We start from the raw sequence: 17,052 nt of genomic DNA, 5'->3' as shown, positions 1-17,052 counted from the left end.
GGTGCCCTTCCATTCCAGGAGATATCTGTGTCCGTCAAGATCGGCATCAACGGCTTCGGCCGTATCGGCCGTAACTTCCTCCGTGCGGCCCTCGCCAAGGGCAGCGACCTCGAGATCGTCGCGGTCAACGACCTCACCGACAACAAGGCGCTCGCGCACCTCCTGAAGTACGACTCCATCACCGGCCGCCTCGACGCGACCGTGGAGCTGGACGGCGACAAGATCGTCGTCAACGGCAAGCCGATCATCGTGCTCGAGGAGCGCGACCCCGCGAACCTCCCCTGGGGCGAGCTGGGCGTCGACGTCGTCATCGAGTCGACCGGCCGCTTCACCAAGTCGGAGGATGCGCGCAAGCACATCACCGCCGGCGCCAAGAAGGTCATCGTCTCGGCTCCCGCCACCGGCGACGACGTCGCGACCATCGTCCTCGGCGTCAACGAGGGCACCTACGACCCCCAGGTCCACGACATCGTCTCGAACGCGTCGTGCACCACGAACTGCCTCGCGCCGCTCGCCAAGGTCCTGCTCGACAACTTCGGCATCGAGCGCGGTCTGATGACCACGGTCCACGCCTACACCGCCGACCAGAACCTGCAGGACGGCCCGCACAGCGACCTCCGTCGCGCTCGTGCCGCCGCGGTCAACATCATCCCGACCTCGACCGGTGCCGCCAAGGCCCTCGGCCTCGTCATCCCCGAGCTCGTCGGCAAGCTCGACGGCTACGCGCTGCGCGTCCCGGTCCCGACCGGCTCGATCACCGACCTCACGGTCGAGCTGTCGAAGTCGGCCACGGTCGAGGAGATCAACGCGGCCTACAAGGCCGCCGCCGAGGGCGACCTCAAGGGCATCCTCAAGTACACCGAGGACCCGATCGTCTCCAGCGACATCGTCACCGACCCGCACTCCTCGATCTTCGACGCCGGCCTGACCAAGGTCATCGGCAACCAGGTCAAGGTCGCCTCCTGGTACGACAACGAGTGGGGCTACTCCAACCGCCTCGTCGACGTCGCCGAGCTCGTCGCCGGCAAGCTCTGAGTCACGACTCCGTGACGAGTGACACCGTGACGCTCCGCACTCTGGACTCACTGGGCTCCCTCGCCGGCACGCGGGTCGTCGTCCGCTGCGATCTGAACGTCCCCCTGAAGGACGGAACGATCACGGACGACGGCCGCGTGCGCGCGTCGGTGCCCACCCTCCAGCGGCTCGTCGCCGAGGGCGCCCGAGTCGTGGTCGTGAGCCACCTCGGCCGTCCCGACGGCGCCCCCGACTTGAAGTACAGCCTTGCGCCGGTCGCGGAGCGCCTCGGCGAGATGCTCGGCGCCCCCGTCTTGTTCGCCGAGGACACCGTCGGCGAGGCGGCCTCCGCCGCCGTCGACGCCCTCGAGGACGGCCAGGTCGTCGTGCTCGAGAACCTCCGCTTCAACCCGGGGGAGACCAGCAAGGACGCGGACGAGCGCCGCGCCTTCGCCGAGAAGCTCGCCGCCTTCGGCGACGCGTTCGTCTCCGACGGCTTCGGCGTCGTGCACCGCAAGCAGGCGAGCGTCTACGAGCTCGCCCAGCTGCTGCCCAGTGCCGCCGGAACGCTGATCGCCGCCGAGCTCGAGGTCCTGGACCGCCTGACCGAGAAGCCGGAGCGCCCGTACACGGTCGTTCTCGGCGGCTCGAAGGTCTCGGACAAGCTCGGCGTCATCGAGCACCTGCTGCCGCGGGTCGACTCGATCCTCATCGGCGGCGGCATGCTTTTCACCTTCCTCAAGGCCCAGGGCCACGAGGTCGGCAACAGCCTGCTCGAGGCCGATCAGATCGACACCGTCCTCGGCTACCTCGCGAAGGCGAAGGAGCTCGGGGTCGAGATCGTCGTCCCCACGGACGTCGTCGTCGCCTCGAAGTTCGGAGCCGACGCCGAGTACGTGACGGCCCCCGCCGACGCGATCGAGGACACCGCGTTCGGCGCGGACGGCCTCGGTCTCGACATCGGACCGGACACCGCGAAGCGGTTCGCCGAGGTCGTCGCGGCCTCGAAGACCGTGTTCTGGAACGGCCCGATGGGCGTCTTCGAGCTCGAGCCGTTCGCGGCCGGCACGAAGGCCGTCGCTCAGGCCCTCACCGAGGTCGACGGACTCAGCGTCGTCGGCGGCGGCGACTCGGCCGCCGCGGTGCGCGCCCTCGGCTTCGAGGACGGGCAGTTCGGCCACATCTCGACGGGAGGCGGAGCCAGCCTCGAATTCCTCGAGGGGAAGCGCCTCCCCGGACTGGAGGTCCTCGGATGGCAGTGACATCCCGCATCCCGCTCATCGCCGGCAACTGGAAGATGAACCTGGACCACCTCCAGGCCATCGCCTTCGTGCAGAAGCTCGCGTGGAGCCTCAAGGACGCCGACCACGACTTCGACGGCGTCGAGGTCGCGGTGTTCCCGCCGTTCACCGATCTGCGCCCCGTGCAGATCCTCGTCGACTCCGACAAGCTGCCGCTCAAGTACGGCGCGCAGGACCTGTCGAAGTTCGACAGCGGGGCCTACACCGGTGAGATCTCCGGCCAGTTCCTCAAGCAGCTCGACTGCGACTACGTCATCGTCGGCCACTCGGAGCGTCGCACGCTCCACGGCGAGACCGACGCGGACATCGCTGCGAAGACGGCCGCGGCCGTCAAGCACGGCGTGCCGCCGATCGTCTGCGTCGGCGAGACCGCCGAGGACCTCGAGAAGCACGGCCCGTCCGCGGTGCCGGTCGCGCAGCTGAAGGAGGCCCTCACCGGCCTGCCGGCGGACGCCGACCTCGTCGTCGCGTACGAGCCCGTCTGGGCCATCGGCTCCGGCCAGGCCGCCACGCCCGAGCAGGCCCAGCAGGTCTGCAAGGCCCTTCGCGACGTCGTCGCCGACATCCTCGGCGCCGACACCGCGGTGAAGACGCGCATCCTCTACGGCGGCAGCGTCAAGTCCGGCAACATCGCCGGCTTCATGCGCGAGCCCGACGTCGACGGCGCCCTCGTCGGAGGCGCCAGCCTCCAGGTCGAGGAATTCGCCGCCATCGCAAGGTTCCGCAACCACGTAGGCGTCTGAGCTACTGCGACGAAGATGGGCGGGCCCACTGGGCCCGCCCCTCTTCGTCGTCCAGGCCGCTCCCTGCGCGGCCTGGCGCGGTCGGCTCTTCGAAGTGGTCGCGTCCCGTAGAGCGTCCTGCGTCCGGCCACGACGATTCGCTGGCACGCGAATCGCCGGTGCTGTGCCCTTTTCCAGGCCGCTCCCTGCGCGGCCTGGCGCAGTCGGCTCGGTCGTGTGGTTGGGTCCTGTAGAGCGTCCTGCGTTCGGCCACGGCGATTCGCTAGCACGCGAATCGCCGGTTGCCCTCGCCGCCGCGCGGCGGACTTCCGTCTCCGCGGTACTTCTCACCCCAGTGCTGGTGGGCGCCTCGCGCCGGCGCGGGCGGAGGGGATGGCCTCGTCGCGGCGACCGGCTCGGGTCTGGCGGGCGCCCGAAGGGCGCGGGAAGGCGCCGCGACGAGGCCATCCCCTCCGCCCCTCACCAGAAGTCGCACCCCTCGCGTATACAGCGGACAGAACACAGGGCGACGCGATTCCCCGGGGGTTCGCAGGCGCCGTTATACTCGTCGAGGCGTGCAACGCGCCAGAACTTCGAAAGGTACCGCGTGGACATCCTCCAGGTCGTGCTCCAGGTCGTCCTGGGCATCACGAGCCTCCTGCTCACCATGCTGATCCTGCTCCACAAGGGGCGCGGCGGCGGACTGTCCGACATGTTCGGCGGTGGAGTCACCTCGAACCTCGGTGCCTCGGGCGTCGCAGAGCGCAACCTGAACCGCATCACCGTGATCCTCGGCCTCGTCTGGCTCGCGTGCATCGTGGTGCTCGGTCTTCTCACCAAGTTCGACACCGGAGCATAGGGGTAAACGGAATGGCATCAGGCGGCAGTGCAATCCGCGGTTCGCGCGTCGGCGCGGGACCCATGGGCGAGCAGGACCGGGGCTACCACGCGGAGCGCGTCGCGGTCTCCTACTGGGACGCCCTCGGCAACGAGACGGTGCGCCACTTCTCGGCGGCGCTCCCCGAGGACGAGATCCCCGAGGTGATCGACTCTCCGCAGTCCGGTCTCCCCGCGGGACGAGACCGGGCGAACCCGCCGCAGGTCGCGAAGTCGGAGCCCTACAAGACGCACCTCGCGTACGTGAAGGAGCGCCGCACCGAGGCCGAGGCCGCTCAGCTCCTCGAGGAGGCGCTGCAGCAGCTGCGAGCCCGCCGGGGTACCGCGACCCCCTCCTGAGCATCGCCGGCCTCAGAGCCGGTGCAACGACGAAGGGCCCGTCCTCCAGTGGAGGCGGGCCCTTCGTCGTTCCCGGAAGAGCCGGGGGGAGAGCTCAGTAGCTCGGCGCGATCAGCGACTCGGGCACCTCGGCCGCGGCCTCCTGGTCGACGAAGAACACCGTGCGCTTGCGGCCGAACGCGCCGGCTGCCGGCACCTCGTTCGTGCTCGCGCCCGCGAGGGCGAGGCCGAGCGCGGAGGCCTTGTCGGCGCCGGCGAGGACCATCCAGATCCGGTCGGACTGGTTGATCAGCGGCAGGGTGAGCGTGAGGCGCTCGGGCGGCGGCTTCGGGGAGTTGCGGACCGCCAGCACTCCCGGCTGCGGGTGGCGGATGGCCGAGCGCTCCGGGAAGAGCGAGGCGATGTGGCCGTCGGGCCCGACACCGAGGAAGGTGATGTCGAAGCGGGGGTAGTCGCGCCCCTCGGTGGCGTGCGCGCGGAGCTCGGCGTCGTACGCCGCGGCCGCGCCGTCGAGGTCGAGGCCCTCGTCGGACGCGGGGTAGGAGTGCACGTTCTCGGTCGGCACCTCGAGACGCTCGAAGAGGTCGCCCGCCTGCACGTCGTTGCGGTCCTCGTGGCCGCGGGGCACCCAGCGCTCATCGCCCCACCAGAAGTGCACGCGGGTCCAGTCGACATTGCCCGCGGCGGAGGAGCCGCCGATCTCCTTGAGAGTCGCCGCCCCCATCGTCCCGCCGGTGAGGACCACGTTCGCCGTGCCCAGGTCGTCGAGGATGTCGATCGTCTTCGTCAGGAAGCGCGCGGCGACCGAGCCCGCGAGGGTCTGCTTGTCTCGGTGGACGAGCACACGGCGGTCAGTGGTCATCGGGGTCTCCTTCGGGTCGGTCGCCATCGGCGGATGGCCGTCTCTCCGGCCGCCGCGCCTGGCGTGCAGGGTGCGGCGGCCGGGGAGTGCGGCGGTGTCAGGACGCGCTGCGAGCGTCGTTCTTCTCGGTGAGCATGTCCACACCGCGCGAGATCACTTCACCGTACAGGTCATCCGGGTCGAGCCTGCGCAGCTCCTCCGCCAGGCAGTCGCGGAGGCTCCGGCGCGGCAGGGAGATGTCGTGGACGGGCTGGTCCGGCTGCGTCAGCGTCGCGACGTTCGGGATCGAGCGTTCGAGCTCGATCACGCCGGATTCGCGGAAGAGGCGCACCCCGTGGATCCCGCTGGACCCGGTCGCACTGATGGTGAGCTCGTGGTCGACGGGGATGTCGAGCTCGAGCTGCAGCCAGGCGGCGAGCAGGATCGTCGAGGGGGAGTCGGGCGCACCGGAGACCTCGACGGCCGTGATCGGCTCGTACGGCGGCTGGTCGAGCACCGCGGCGAGCTGGGCGCGCCACAGGGTGAGGCGCGTCCAGGCGAAGTCGGTGTCGCCGGGGGCGTAGGTCGAGGCCAGGTGGTGCAGAGCCTCGGCCGGGTTGGACTGCGCGGAGGCGTCGGTGATCCGGCGCGTCGCGATGCGGCCGATCGGCGACTTCGAGGCGCTGTCGGGCGCGCTGTTCGGCCACCAGGCGACCACGGGCGCGTCGGGGAGCAGGAGCCCGGTGACCAGGCTCTCCTCGTCCGTCGCGGCGTCGCCGAACGGGCGGAGCACGACGACCTCGCTCGCACCGGCGTCGCCACCCACGCGGATCTGCGCGTCGACGCGCGGGGTGGCGTCGACGGGGACCGTGGTCAGCCCGTCGTCCTTCGAGACGACGATGACGCGCATCGGGTGCTCGCGGGACGCGTCGTTGGCGGCGTCGATCGCCTCCTCCTCGTGACCCCGGGAGGTCGCGATGATGAGGGTGAGCACGCGGCCGAGGGCGACGGCGCCGCCCTCCTCGCGGATCTTGACGAGGGTCTTCGAGACCTCGCTCGTCGTGGTGTCGGGCAGATCGACGATCACGGGCGCCTCCAGGTGCGGCCGTCGCGAGCGAGGAGCTCGTCGGCGGAATCGGGGCCCCAGGTTCCGGGGCGGTACTGCTCGGGCTGGCCCTGCGTGGCCCAGTACTCCTCGATCGGGTCGAGGATCTTCCAGGAGAGCTCGACCTCCTCGTGCCGCGGGAAGAGCGGCGGCTCGCCGAGGAGGACGTCGAGGATCAGGCGCTCGTAGGCCTCGGGGCTCGCCTCGGTGAAGGCGTGGCCGTAGCCGAAGTCCATCGTCACGTCGCGGACCTGCATGCCCGCGCCGGGCACCTTCGAGCCGAAGCGCATGGTGACGCCCTCGTCGGGCTGTACGCGGATGACCAGGGCGTTCTGGCCGAGCGAGGTGGTCTGGCTCTCGGCGAAGAGCTGCTGCGGCGCGCGCTTGAAGACCACGGCGATCTCGGTGACGCGGCGGCCCAGGCGCTTGCCGGCGCGCAGGTAGAACGGCACGCCGGCCCAGCGGCGGGTGCCGATGTCCAGGCGCATCGCGGCGAAGGTCTCGGTCGTCGAGGTCGGGCTCATGCCGTCCTCCTCGAGGAAGCCGAGCACCTTCTCGCCGCCCTGCCAGCCGCCGGAGTACTGCCCGCGGGCGGTGACGGTCGAGAGGTCCTTCGGCAGCCGGACGGCCGCGAGGACCTTCTCCTTCTCGGCGCGGAGGTCCGCGGCGTCGAACGAGATCGGCTCCTCCATCGCCGTGAGGGCGAGCAGCTGGAGCAGGTGGTTCTGGATGACGTCGCGCGCGGCGCCGATGCCGTCGTAGTAGCCGGCCCGGCCGCCCACTCCGATGTCCTCGGCCATGGTGATCTGCACGTGGTCGACGTAGTTCGAGTTCCAGAGCGGCTCGTACATCATGTTGGCGAAGCGCAGCGCCAGGATGTTCTGGACCGTCTCCTTGCCGAGGTAGTGGTCGATGCGGAAGACGGAGTCCGGCGGGAAGACCGACTCGACGACGGCGTTGAGCTCGCGCGCGGTCTTCAGGTCGCTGCCGAAGGGCTTCTCGATGACGACGCGGCGCCACTGGCCGTCCTTCTGCTCCGCGAGGCCCGAGTTGCGCAGCTGCTCGGTGACCTGGGGGAAGGACTTCGGCGGGATCGAGAGGTAGAAGGCGAAGTTGCCGTTCGTGCCGCGCTCGCGGTCGAGCTCGTCGACCGTCGTCTTCAGGCGGCTGAAGGCCTCGGGGTCGTCGAACTCGCCCTGCACGAAGCGGATGCCCTGCGCGAGCTGGGTCCAGACCTCCTCGTGGAACTCGGTGCGGGCGTGCTTCTTGACGGAGTCGTGCACGACCTTCTCGAAGTCCTGGTCGTCCCAGTCGCGCCGGGCGAAGCCGACGAGCGCGAATCCGGGCGGCAGCAGGCCGCGGTTGGCGAGGTCGTAGACCGCCGGCATGAGCTTCTTGCGGGAGAGATCGCCGGTGACGCCGAAGATGACGAGGCCGCTCGGCCCCGCGATCCGGTTCAGCCGTCGGTCGAAGCTCAACCGCAGCGGGTTGAACTCGGGAGTGATGTCCACAGACATGTGCAGTGTCCTTCTGTGTGCCGCGGGCCGGCGGAGCCGGCGCCTCGGCGCACTGCTATCGGTGACGGAGGGGGAGTGGTGACGCCTGCCCGCTCCGCTGAGGGCTTGCGAGCGCGGTCGGGGCGGACCGCGCGGACGACCGCGGGCGCGGCGTCCCGCCTCCCGGAGGAGGTCGGGACGCCGCGCCCGGCGGATCAGGTGTTGAGCGCCTCGAAGAGGGCCTCGAGGTCGGCCTCGGGGTCCGTCAGGGTCAGCGTCAGGACCGGGCGGCCGTGCTCGGCGAGCACGCTCGCGTCGCCCGCGGCCTGGGCCTGGATCAGCTGGCCGAAGGTGAACGGGCTCTCGGGGATCTCGAGATCCGTGCTCGCGCGCTCGGCGATCTGGAGGAAGACGCCGGTCGGCGCTCCGCCCTTGTGGTACTGACCGGTCGAGTGCAGGAAGCGCGGGCCCCAGCCGAAGGTCACCGGACGCTTCGACTGCGCGGCGAGGAGGTCGCGGACGCCCTCCAGCTGCGGCAGCGCGAGGCGGTCGACGTAGGCCTGGATCGACACGTAGCCGCCCTCGCCCAGCTGGGCGAGGAGGCGGTCGACGGCGGCGGCGATGGTCGAGACGCCCTCGGTGACGTTCGACGTGCCGGTCACCTCGATGCCCGCGTCCGTGAAGGCCGGGGTCGCCGGCTCCGGGCGCTTCTCGAGCAGGGCCCGGGTCGCGACCTTCGCCGACTCGACGTCGGGCTGGTCGAACGGGTTGATCCCGAGTAGGCGCCCGGCGACCGCGACCGCGTACTCCCAGGTCAGCATCTGCGCGCCGAGCGAGCCGGACAGGAGGATCTCGCCCTCGTGCCGGTCGCGCGGGAACAGGTGCAGCGCGCTCGCGTCCTCGACCAGGCGGACGACCTGCACGTCGGCGAGGTCCTCCGACAGCTCGGGGGCGAGGGTGCCGAGGACGACGGGGAGGATGCCCGTGCCGTCCTTGCCGGTGGACTCGGCGATGAGCTGCTCGGCCCAGTCGGCGAAGCCCACGATGTGCGTGCCGTCGGCCACGATCGCGAGCTTGTCGCGGCGGGGGCTGGTGGCGGCGATCGCGGCGCCGAGGAGCAGACCCGGGTTCTCCGGGGTGTCCACGGCCAGGCCGAGGGACGCCTCCGCCGCCTCGTCGAGGAGGGCCTCGATGTCGGCGCCGGCGAGTCCGGACGGCACGAGGCCGAACGCGGAGAGCGCCGAGAAGCGGCCGCCGATGTTCGGGTCGGCGTTGAAGACCCGGTAGCCGGCCTCGCGCGAGGACGAGTCGAGCGGCGAGCCGGGGTCGGTCACGATGACGATGCGGTCGAGCGGGTCGATGCCGGCCTCGGTGAACGCCTTCTCGTAAGCCTTCTTCTGGCTGGCGGTCTCGACCGTCGAGCCGGACTTCGACGAGATGACGACCGCGGTCGACGCGAGGCGGTCGTTCAGGGCCGCGAGGACCTGCCCGGGCGCGGTGGAGTCGAGCACGGTGAGCTCGACGCCGGCGGTCCGGGTGATGACCTCGGGCGCGAGCGAGGAGCCGCCCATGCCGCCGAGCACGATGTGGTCGATGCCCTTGGCCTGGAACTCCTCGCGGAGCGCCAGGATCTCGGGGATCAGCGGGCGGGAGACGGTGGTCGACTCGGTCCAGCCGAGGCGCTTCGCCGACTCCTCCTCGGCCGCCGCACCCCAGAGGGTGGGGACCTGGGCGGTGATGCCCGAGGCGACCTCGTCGGCGACGAGCTCCGGCACGACGCGGTCGGCGGCCTTCTCGGCGTCGCCGCTGAGGTGGATCTGGATCGTCATGCTCAGGCCTTCGCCTTCGCGCCCTCGAGCGCGGCGGTGACGGTGTCGAGCAGCTCGTTCCAGGAGACGACGAACTTCTCGACGCCCTCCTTCTCGAGCAGCTCGGTGACCTCGGCGTAGGAGACGCCCTGCGCGGCGACGGCGTCGAGGACGGCGTTGGCGTCGGCGTAGGAGCCGGTCACCGTGTCGCCGGCGATGACGCCGTGGTCGAAGGTCGCCTCGAGGGTCTTCTCGGGCATCGTGTTGACGACGCCCGCCGCGACCAGCTCGGTCACGTAGAGGGTGTCGGGGAGGTCGGTCGACTTGACGCCGGTCGAAGCCCACAGCGGACGCTGGCGGTTGGCGCCGGACTCCTGCAGGAGCAGCGCGCGCTCGGTGGCGAACGCCTCGACGAAGACCTCGTAGGCGAGCTGCGCGTTGGCGACGCCGGCCTTGCTCTTCAGCGCGAGGGCCTCGTCGGTGCCGACGGCCTCGAGACGCTTGTCGATCTCGGTGTCGACGCGCGACACGAAGAACGAGGCGACGGAGTGGATGGTCGACAGGTCGATGCCGGCGTCCTTGGCCTTCTCGAGGCCGGCCAGGTACGCGTTGATGACGGCGCGGTAGCGGGCGAGCGAGAAGATCAGCGTGACGTTGACCGAGATGCCGGAGCCGATGGCCTCGGTGATGGCCTCGAGGCCCTCGACGGTCGCGGGGATCTTGATCATCGCGTTCGGGCGGTCGACCTTGGCCCAGAGGGCCTTGGCCTGCTCGATGGTGCCCTGCGCGTCGTGCGCGAGGCCCGGCTCGACCTCGATCGAGACGCGGCCGTCGTAGCCGTTCGTCGCGTCGTAGATCGGGCGGAAGACGTCGGAGGCGGCGGCGACGTCGTCGGTGGTGATCGCGAAGACCGCGTCGGTCACCGAGGTGTCGGCGGCGGCGAGCTCCTCGACCTGCTCGTCGTAGGACTCGCCCTTGGCGAGGGCCGCGGCGAAGATCGTGGGGTTGGTGGTGACTCCGACGACGTTCTTCTCGTCGATGAGCTTCTGCAGCCCGCCGCTCGAGATGCGCGAGCGCGACAGGTCGTCGAGCCAGATGCTGACGCCGGCGGCGGAGAGGTCTGCGGTGGGGGTGTTCTCGGTCATGTCTCTTCTTCTCGCTAGATGGTGCGGGTCGGTGGGGAGTCGTGGGCCCGACGGCGAAGGCCGCGCCCGGGTGGACGCGGCCTTCGTGGTCAGGACGCCGCGAGCGACTCCTTGGCGGCGGTGATGGCCGCCTCGGTGGTGATCCCGAACTCGCGGAACAGGGTCTTGTAGTCGGCGGAGGCGCCGAAGTGCTCGATGGAGACCGAGCGGCCGGCGTCGCCGACGTACTTCTGCCAGCCGAGGCTGAGGCCGGCCTCGATCGAGACGCGCGCCTTCACGGCGGAGGGCAGCACCTTCTCGCGGTACTCGGCGTCCTGCTCCTCGAACCACTCGAGCGAGGGGGCCGAGACGACGCGGGCGTTGACGCCCTCGCCCTTGAGCAGCTCGCGCGCCTCGACGGCGATCTGCACCTCGGAGCCGGTGGCGATGAGGATCACGTCGGGGGTGCCGTTCGGCGCCTCGGCGAGGATGTACGCGCCGCGGGCGACGTTCGACGCGTGGGCGAAGGTCTCGCCGGTGGCGTCGCCCTCTCCGCGCTCGAAGACCGGGATGTTCTGGCGGGTCAGCGCGAGGCCGGCGGGGCCCTCGCGGCGCTCCAGGATCGTCTTCCAGGCGTAGGCGACCTCGTTGGCGTCGCCGGGGCGGACGATGTCCAGTCCCGGGATCGCGCGGAGGGCCGCCAGCTGCTCGACCGGCTGGTGCGTCGGGCCGTCCTCGCCGAGGGCCACGGAGTCGTGGGTCCAGACGTAGATGGCCGGCGCCTTCATGAGCGCGGCGAGACGGACTGCCGGGCGCATGTAGTCGGAGAAGATCAGGAAGGTGCCGCCGAAGGGGCGGGTGTTGCCGTGCAGGACGATGCCGTTGAGGATCGCGCCCATGGCGTGCTCGCGGATGCCGAAGTGCAGCACGCGGCCGCCCTTCTTGCCGGTCCACTCGTGGGTCGAGAACTCGCTCGGCACGAAGGAGCCGGCGCCCTCGATGGTCGTGTTGTTCGACTCGGCGAGGTCGGCGGAACCGCCCCAGAGCTCGGGCACGACGCCGGCGAGGGCGTTGATGACCTTGCCGGACGCTGCGCGGGTCGACACCTCCTTGCCGGGCTCGAAGACGGGGAGGGCCTCCTGGACGCCCTCGGGGAGGTCGCCGCTCAGGACGCGGTCGAGCAGGACCTTCTTCTCGGGGTTCGCGGTCGCCCACGCCTCGAGCGTCTCGTTCCATTCGGCGTGCTGCGCCTGGCCGCGCTCGACGGCCTTGCGGGTGTGCTCGAGGACCTCGTCGGCGACGTCGAAGGTCTTCTCGGGGTCGAAGCCGAGCACCTCCTTGAGGCCGCGGAGCTCGTCGGCGCCGAGGGCGGAGCCGTGGATCTTGCCGGTGTTCTGCTTCTTCGGCGAGGGCCAGCCGATGATCGTGCGCAGGATGATGAGCGACGGCTTGTCGGTCTCGCCCTTGGCGGCCTCGATCGCGGCGTGCAGCTCGGCGACGTCCTCGTGGTACTCGCCGGTCTTCTTCCAGTCGACGACCTGGACCTGCCAGTCGTAGGCCTCGTAGCGGGCCTTGACGTCCTCGGTGAAGGCGATGTTGGTGTCGTCCTCGATCGAGATCTGGTTGGAGTCGTAGATGACGACGAGGTTGCCGAGCTGCTGGTGGCCGGCGAGCGAGGAGGCCTCGCTGGTGATGCCCTCCTGCAGGTCGCCGTCGCCGGCGATGACGTAGACGAAGTGGTCGAACGGCGAGGTGCCTGCGGCGGCCTCGGGGTCGAACAGGTCGCGCTCGAAGCGCGCGGCGTAGGCGAAGCCGACGGCCGAGGCGAGGCCCTGGCCGAGCGGGCCGGTGGTGATCTCGACGCCGTCGGTGTGGCCGTACTCGGGGTGGCCCGGGGTCTTCGAGCCCCAGGTGCGCAGCGCCTTGAGGTCGTCGAGCTCGAGGCCGTAGCCGCCCAGGTAGAACTGGACGTACTGCGTCAGCGAGGAGTGGCCGACCGACAGGATGAAGCGGTCGCGGCCGATCCAGGTGGCGTCGGACGGATCGCGGCGCATGACCTTCTGGAACAGGAGGTACGCGGCCGGCGCGAGGCTCATGGCGGTGCCGGGGTGGCCGTTGCCGACCTTCTCGACCGCGTCCGCGGCGAGAACCCTCGCCGTGTCGACTGCCTTCTCGTCAATGGAATCCCATTGCAGTTCTGACACTAGGTACTGACCCTTCTCGAGACGTGGGGCAGACGGGGACCGTCCGCCCTCTCGCATGGTGGAGCGCGCATGACGACTTCGACACGATGCTTCCGACGACGCCCCGTTCGGCCTCGCGCGACTGATCAGTCGGGCGGAACTCGGGTGCGGGCCGGGCGCTCTGGCGAGCAGTTCCGAGTATACGGAGGGGGGTGCGCCGGGGATCGGGGGTTGCGCCTCGCATATGTCGGCGTCCGATTGGACAAGCGTGCACTCCGGGCCCGCCCCCATCCGGCGCGCATTACACTCGTTCGGGATCATCGATCGTTAGAGGAGCAATGGACGTAGTCGCAGAGACCACCGCGATCGAGCGGGGAGGGCCCGTCCGGTCGCCCCTGTCGCGCAAGGTGAGGGCGTACGTCGCGCTGACGAAGCCGCGGGTGATCGAGCTGCTGCTCGTGGTCACCGCGCCCACGATGATCCTGGCGCAGGGCGGGATCCCGAACCTGCTGCTGGTCCTCAACGTCCTCATCGGCGGGGCGCTCAGCGCCGGGTCGGCCGGCGCGTTCAACTGCTACATCGACCGCGACATCGACCGCGTGATGAAGCGGACCCGCAACCGCCCGCTCGTCACCGGCGAGGTCTCCGACCGGGAGGCGCTGGTCTTCGCGACCACGATCGGCGTGCTGTCGATCGTCTGGCTCGGCCTGACCGCCAACTGGCTGGCCGCGTCGCTCTCGCTCGCCGCGATCCTCATCTACGTGCTCTTCTACACGCTGTTCCTCAAGCGCCGCACGCCGCAGAACATCGTCTGGGGCGGCATCGCGGGCTGCATGCCCGTGCTGATCGGCTGGGCCGCGGTCACGAACTCGCTCGACTGGGCGCCGATCATCCTGTTCTCGGTCATCTTCCTCTGGACGCCGCCGCACTACTGGCCGCTCTCGATGAAGTACCGCGAGGACTACCGCGCCGCCGGCGTGCCGATGCTCGCCGTCGTCCGCGGACGCAGCATCGTCGGTCTCCAGGTCATCCTCTACGCGTGGGCCACCGTCGCGTGCTCGCTGCTGCTCATCCCCGTCGCCGGCATGGGCGTCGTCTACACGGTCGTCGCCCTCGCGAGCGGCGTCTGGTTCATCGCCGAGACGCACCGCCTCTACAGCCTCGCGATCCGTCACGAGCACGTCTCGCCGATGCGCGTCTTCCACGGCTCGATCGGCTACCTCACGCTGCTGTTCCTCGCCGTCGGCATCGACCCGCTGCTGCCGTTCTGATGGTGACGCCGTTCTCGTTCCTCGCCGAGCGGGTCACGCTGAGCCCCCGCGCCCTGCGCTGGGGGACGACGGCCGCCCTGGTCGCGAGCATCCTGATCATCTTCTTCGGCGGCGTCGTGCGCCTGACCGGCTCGGGCCTCGGCTGCCCGACCTGGCCCGCCTGCGATGCGGGCTCGCTGACCTCGACGCCCGAGCTCGGGATCCACGGCTTCATCGAGTTCACCAACCGCGCCTTCACCGGCGTGCTGATCGTCGCGGTCGGCTGGGCCATCACCGCGGCCCGGCTGCAGAAGCCGCGCGACCGCACGATGACCCGCCTGGCCTGGTCGCAGTTCTGGCTCGTGGTCGCGAACGCGCTCGCGGGCGGCGCGACCGTGCACTCGGGCCTCAACCCGTACATCGTCGCGGGTCACTTCATGCTCGCGATCGCCCTGCTGACGACCACGGCGCTGACCTGGCACCGCGCGCACCGCTCGCAGTCCGTCGCGTTCGAGCCGGATGCACTCACCCGAGGGGTGAGCATCGCGCTCGTCGCGGTGACGCTGGCCGTGATCGCCGTCGGCACCCTGGTGACCGGCACCGGCCCGCACGCGGGCGACTCGGCCGAGGTCCCGCGGATGCGGTTCCACTGGGAGAGCGTCACCGTCGTGCACGGGGTCCTCGGGACGGCCACGCTCGTGCTCGGCCTCGCGTTGCTGGTGCTGCTGGCGCGCGTGCCGGGCTCCGAGCTGGCACGGCGGCGCGTGATCACCTTCCTCGTCGTGGTGGGGCTGCAGGCGCTCGTGGGCGTCGCCCAGTCGCTCCTCGCCCTGCCGGAGGCGCTCGTCGCCGTCCACCTGCTCGGCTCCGCGTTCGTCTGGGTCGGTGCGCTGCGGGTCCTGCTCGACGTGAATCCGCGGCTCTTCACGGTGCGCGCTCAGCGTCGGCAGGCCGTCGAGGAGCTCGCGCCCGCGCTCTGACTCGGGCGGTGGCCGGCTCGGAGGCCCTTCCCGCCGGACCGCAGGTGCCGGCGCAGCCGGACCAGCGCGAGCGCGAGCCGCGGCAGCGGGAGGCTCCGCGCGAGCGGCTCGGCCAGGGCACCGAAGTCGCGTGCGGGCCTCGGCTCCAGGCCGGTGCGCGCGAGCGCGAGGAGGAGGCGGGGGAGGGTCGGGATGCTGTCGTCGTTCGTCATGCGGACACTCCAGCACGGACCACCGACACGGGTGTGGTCATGCGGGTCTGGCGGCGCGGGCTCCAGTGCCCGGGCGACACCCAGGTGAAGAGGTTCCACTGGAAGCACGGCTTCCGTAGAATGAGTAGTTGGTTCAGGTTCGACGCGGGACGCGTCGATCGCCGTGACGGCGAGACCCGGACCTCGGCCCGATGGAGCGCCACCGCAAGCCTCAGGACTTCCCGGGACGCACCGCTCCGCTCCGCCCATCGACTCGATGGCGTGGTCGGCCCGGATGTGCTCCTCGGATCCCCCTCGGGGAATGACTCCGGAACCCGACCGGTTACCAGTGGGTAGGAAACGAGGTACTTATGTCAGACATCCTGATCGACCGCCCCGAGCTCGCGAGCCTGGGCGTCTACGAGTTCGGCTGGTCCGACTCGGACTCCGCCGGCGCCTCCGCGCGCCGCGGCATCTCGCCCGAGGTCGTCTCCGACATCTCCGCGCTCAAGAACGAGCCGGCCTGGATGCGCGAGCGGCGCATGAAGGCGCTCGCCCTCTTCGAGCGCAAGCCGATGCCCACCTGGGGCGCCGACCTGTCGGACATCGACTTCGACAACATCAAGTACTTCGTCCGCTCCACCGAGAAGCAGGCGCAGACCTGGGAGGACCTCCCGGACGACATCAAGAACACGTACGAGAAGCTCGGCATCCCCGAGGCGGAGCGCCAGCGCCTCGTCGGCGGCGTGGCCGCGCAGTACGAGTCCGAGGTCGTCTACCACCAGATCCGCGAGGACCTGGAGGAGCAGGGCGTCATCTTCATGGACACCGACACCGCCCTCCGCGAGCACCCCGAGATCTTCGAGGAGTACTTCGGCACCGTCATCCCGGCCGGCGACAACAAGTTCGCCGCGCTGAACACGGCGGTCTGGTCGGGCGGCTCGTTCGTGTACGTCCCCAAGGGCGTGCGCGTCGATATCCCGCTGCAGGCCTACTTCCGGATCAACACCGAGAACATGGGCCAGTTCGAGCGGACGCTGATCATCGCGGACGAGGGCAGCTACGTCCACTACATCGAGGGCTGCACGGCGCCGATCTACAAGTCGGACTCGCTGCACTCGGCCGTCGTCGAGATCATCGTGAAGAAGAACGCCCGCGTGCGCTACACGACGATCCAGAACTGGTCGAACAACGTCTACAACCTCGTCACCAAGCGCGCGATCGCTCACGAGGGCGCGACGATGGAGTGGATCGACGGCAACATCGGCTCCAAGGTCACCATGAAGTACCCGTCGATCTTCCTGGTCGGCGAGCACGCCAAGGGCGAGACCCTCTCCGTCGCGTTCGCGGGCCCCGGCCAGCACCAGGACGCCGGCGCGAAGATGATCCACATGGCTCCGTACACGCAGTCGTCGATCGTCTCCAAGTCGATCGCCCGCGGCGGCGGCCGGGCCGGCTACCGCGGCGAGGTCCGGGTGGACGCCAACGCGCACCACTCCGCGAACACGGTGCGCTGCGACGCGCTCCTGGTCGACACGATCTCGCGCTCGGACACCTACCCGGCGATCGACATCCGCGTGGACGACGTCCAGCTCGGCCACGAGGCCACGGTCTCGAAGGTCAGCGAGGAGCAGCTCTTCTACCTGATGTCCCGCGGCATGCCGGAGGACGAGGCCATGGCCATGATCGTCCGCGGCTTCATCGAGCCGATCGCGCGCGAGCTGCCGATGGAGTACGCCCTCGAGCTCAACAAGCTCATCGAGATGGGGATGGAGGGCAGCGTCGGCTGACGCTCGCCCCA

15 protein-coding genes are annotated in these 17,052 nt (G+C 70.3%); 8 read left to right on the top strand and 7 right to left on the bottom strand.

Annotated features, from left to right (window positions below):
* Nucleotides 1–27: 27 nt before the first annotated feature.
* The 5 genes from gap (at nt 28) to EDF22_RS09540 (ending at nt 4,273) form a co-directional block, all read left to right on the top strand.
* Complete coding sequence (gene gap / locus EDF22_RS09560; RefSeq protein ID WP_123446267.1) at nt 28–1,035, top strand: type I glyceraldehyde-3-phosphate dehydrogenase; 1,008 nt, start codon at nt 28–30, stop codon at nt 1,033–1,035.
* Nucleotides 1,036–1,061: 26 nt separating this feature from the next.
* The gene (locus EDF22_RS09555; RefSeq protein WP_123704311.1) at nt 1,062–2,276 is read left to right on the top strand and encodes a phosphoglycerate kinase; all 1,215 of its coding nucleotides are present in this window, start codon (nt 1,062–1,064) and stop codon (nt 2,274–2,276) included.
* On the top strand, nt 2,267–3,058 hold the full coding sequence (tpiA, locus tag EDF22_RS09550; protein WP_123704309.1) for a triose-phosphate isomerase: 792 nt from the start codon (nt 2,267–2,269) through the stop codon (nt 3,056–3,058). The genes EDF22_RS09555 and tpiA overlap by 10 nt, the downstream gene beginning before the upstream one ends.
* A 586-nt stretch (nt 3,059–3,644) precedes the next feature.
* Nucleotides 3,645–3,896: a preprotein translocase subunit SecG gene (gene secG / locus EDF22_RS09545; protein WP_123446270.1), complete on the top strand. Its 252-nt coding sequence runs from the start codon at nt 3,645–3,647 to the stop codon at nt 3,894–3,896.
* A gap of 11 nt (nt 3,897–3,907) precedes the next feature.
* Complete coding sequence (locus EDF22_RS09540) at nt 3,908–4,273, top strand: RNA polymerase-binding protein RbpA (protein ID WP_123446271.1); 366 nt, start codon at nt 3,908–3,910, stop codon at nt 4,271–4,273.
* 94 nt (nt 4,274–4,367) lie between these two features.
* Here the strand turns inward: EDF22_RS09540 and pgl are convergent, their stop codons facing one another.
* The 6 genes from pgl to tkt all read right to left on the bottom strand — a co-directional run bounded on the left by pgl (nt 4,368) and on the right by tkt (nt 12,851).
* The gene (pgl, locus tag EDF22_RS09535; RefSeq protein ID WP_123704869.1) at nt 4,368–5,135 is read right to left on the bottom strand and encodes a 6-phosphogluconolactonase; all 768 of its coding nucleotides are present in this window, start codon (nt 5,133–5,135) and stop codon (nt 4,368–4,370) included.
* A gap of 97 nt (nt 5,136–5,232) precedes the next feature.
* Nucleotides 5,233–6,201: a glucose-6-phosphate dehydrogenase assembly protein OpcA gene (locus tag EDF22_RS09530; protein ID WP_123446272.1), complete on the bottom strand. Its 969-nt coding sequence runs from the start codon at nt 6,199–6,201 to the stop codon at nt 5,233–5,235.
* The gene (zwf, locus tag EDF22_RS09525; protein WP_123704307.1) at nt 6,198–7,736 is read right to left on the bottom strand and encodes a glucose-6-phosphate dehydrogenase; all 1,539 of its coding nucleotides are present in this window, start codon (nt 7,734–7,736) and stop codon (nt 6,198–6,200) included. Before zwf ends, EDF22_RS09530 begins: the two co-directional genes overlap by 4 nt.
* Nucleotides 7,737–7,930: 194 nt before the next feature.
* On the bottom strand, nt 7,931–9,544 hold the full coding sequence (locus tag EDF22_RS09520) for a glucose-6-phosphate isomerase (protein WP_123704305.1): 1,614 nt from the start codon (nt 9,542–9,544) through the stop codon (nt 7,931–7,933).
* A 2-nt stretch (nt 9,545–9,546) separates the two neighbouring features.
* Nucleotides 9,547–10,668 (bottom strand): transaldolase, encoded by a 1,122-nt coding sequence (tal, locus tag EDF22_RS09515; RefSeq protein WP_123446275.1) that lies wholly within the window; start codon nt 10,666–10,668, stop codon nt 9,547–9,549.
* An 89-nt stretch (nt 10,669–10,757) separates the two neighbouring features.
* Nucleotides 10,758–12,851: a transketolase gene (gene tkt, locus EDF22_RS09510; RefSeq protein ID WP_123704303.1), complete on the bottom strand. Its 2,094-nt coding sequence runs from the start codon at nt 12,849–12,851 to the stop codon at nt 10,758–10,760.
* A 317-nt stretch (nt 12,852–13,168) separates the two neighbouring features.
* On the opposite strand from tkt, the gene EDF22_RS09505 reads away from it, so the two are divergent.
* A complete protein-coding gene (locus tag EDF22_RS09505) occupies nt 13,169–14,101 on the top strand; it encodes a heme o synthase (RefSeq protein ID WP_123704301.1) in 933 nt (310 codons plus the stop codon).
* Nucleotides 14,101–15,060 (top strand): heme A synthase, encoded by a 960-nt coding sequence (locus EDF22_RS09500; RefSeq protein WP_123446278.1) that lies wholly within the window; start codon nt 14,101–14,103, stop codon nt 15,058–15,060. The genes EDF22_RS09505 and EDF22_RS09500 overlap by 1 nt, the downstream gene beginning before the upstream one ends.
* Here EDF22_RS09500 and EDF22_RS09495 read toward each other — a convergent pair.
* Entirely contained in the window at nt 15,018–15,272 is a 255-nt protein-coding gene (locus tag EDF22_RS09495; protein WP_123704299.1) for a hypothetical protein, read from the bottom strand. The genes EDF22_RS09500 and EDF22_RS09495 overlap by 43 nt on opposite strands.
* A gap of 350 nt (nt 15,273–15,622) precedes the next feature.
* On the opposite strand from EDF22_RS09495, the gene sufB reads away from it, so the two are divergent.
* Nucleotides 15,623–17,041: a Fe-S cluster assembly protein SufB gene (gene sufB, locus EDF22_RS09490; RefSeq protein ID WP_123446280.1), complete on the top strand. Its 1,419-nt coding sequence runs from the start codon at nt 15,623–15,625 to the stop codon at nt 17,039–17,041.
* Nucleotides 17,042–17,052 lie beyond the last annotated feature (11 nt).

The organism is Rathayibacter sp. PhB127 (assembly GCF_003751665.1).
GTDB classification, from domain to species: Bacteria; Actinomycetota; Actinomycetes; order Actinomycetales; family Microbacteriaceae; genus Rathayibacter; species Rathayibacter festucae.
This window is presented reverse-complemented; position numbering and strand designations above follow the sequence as displayed.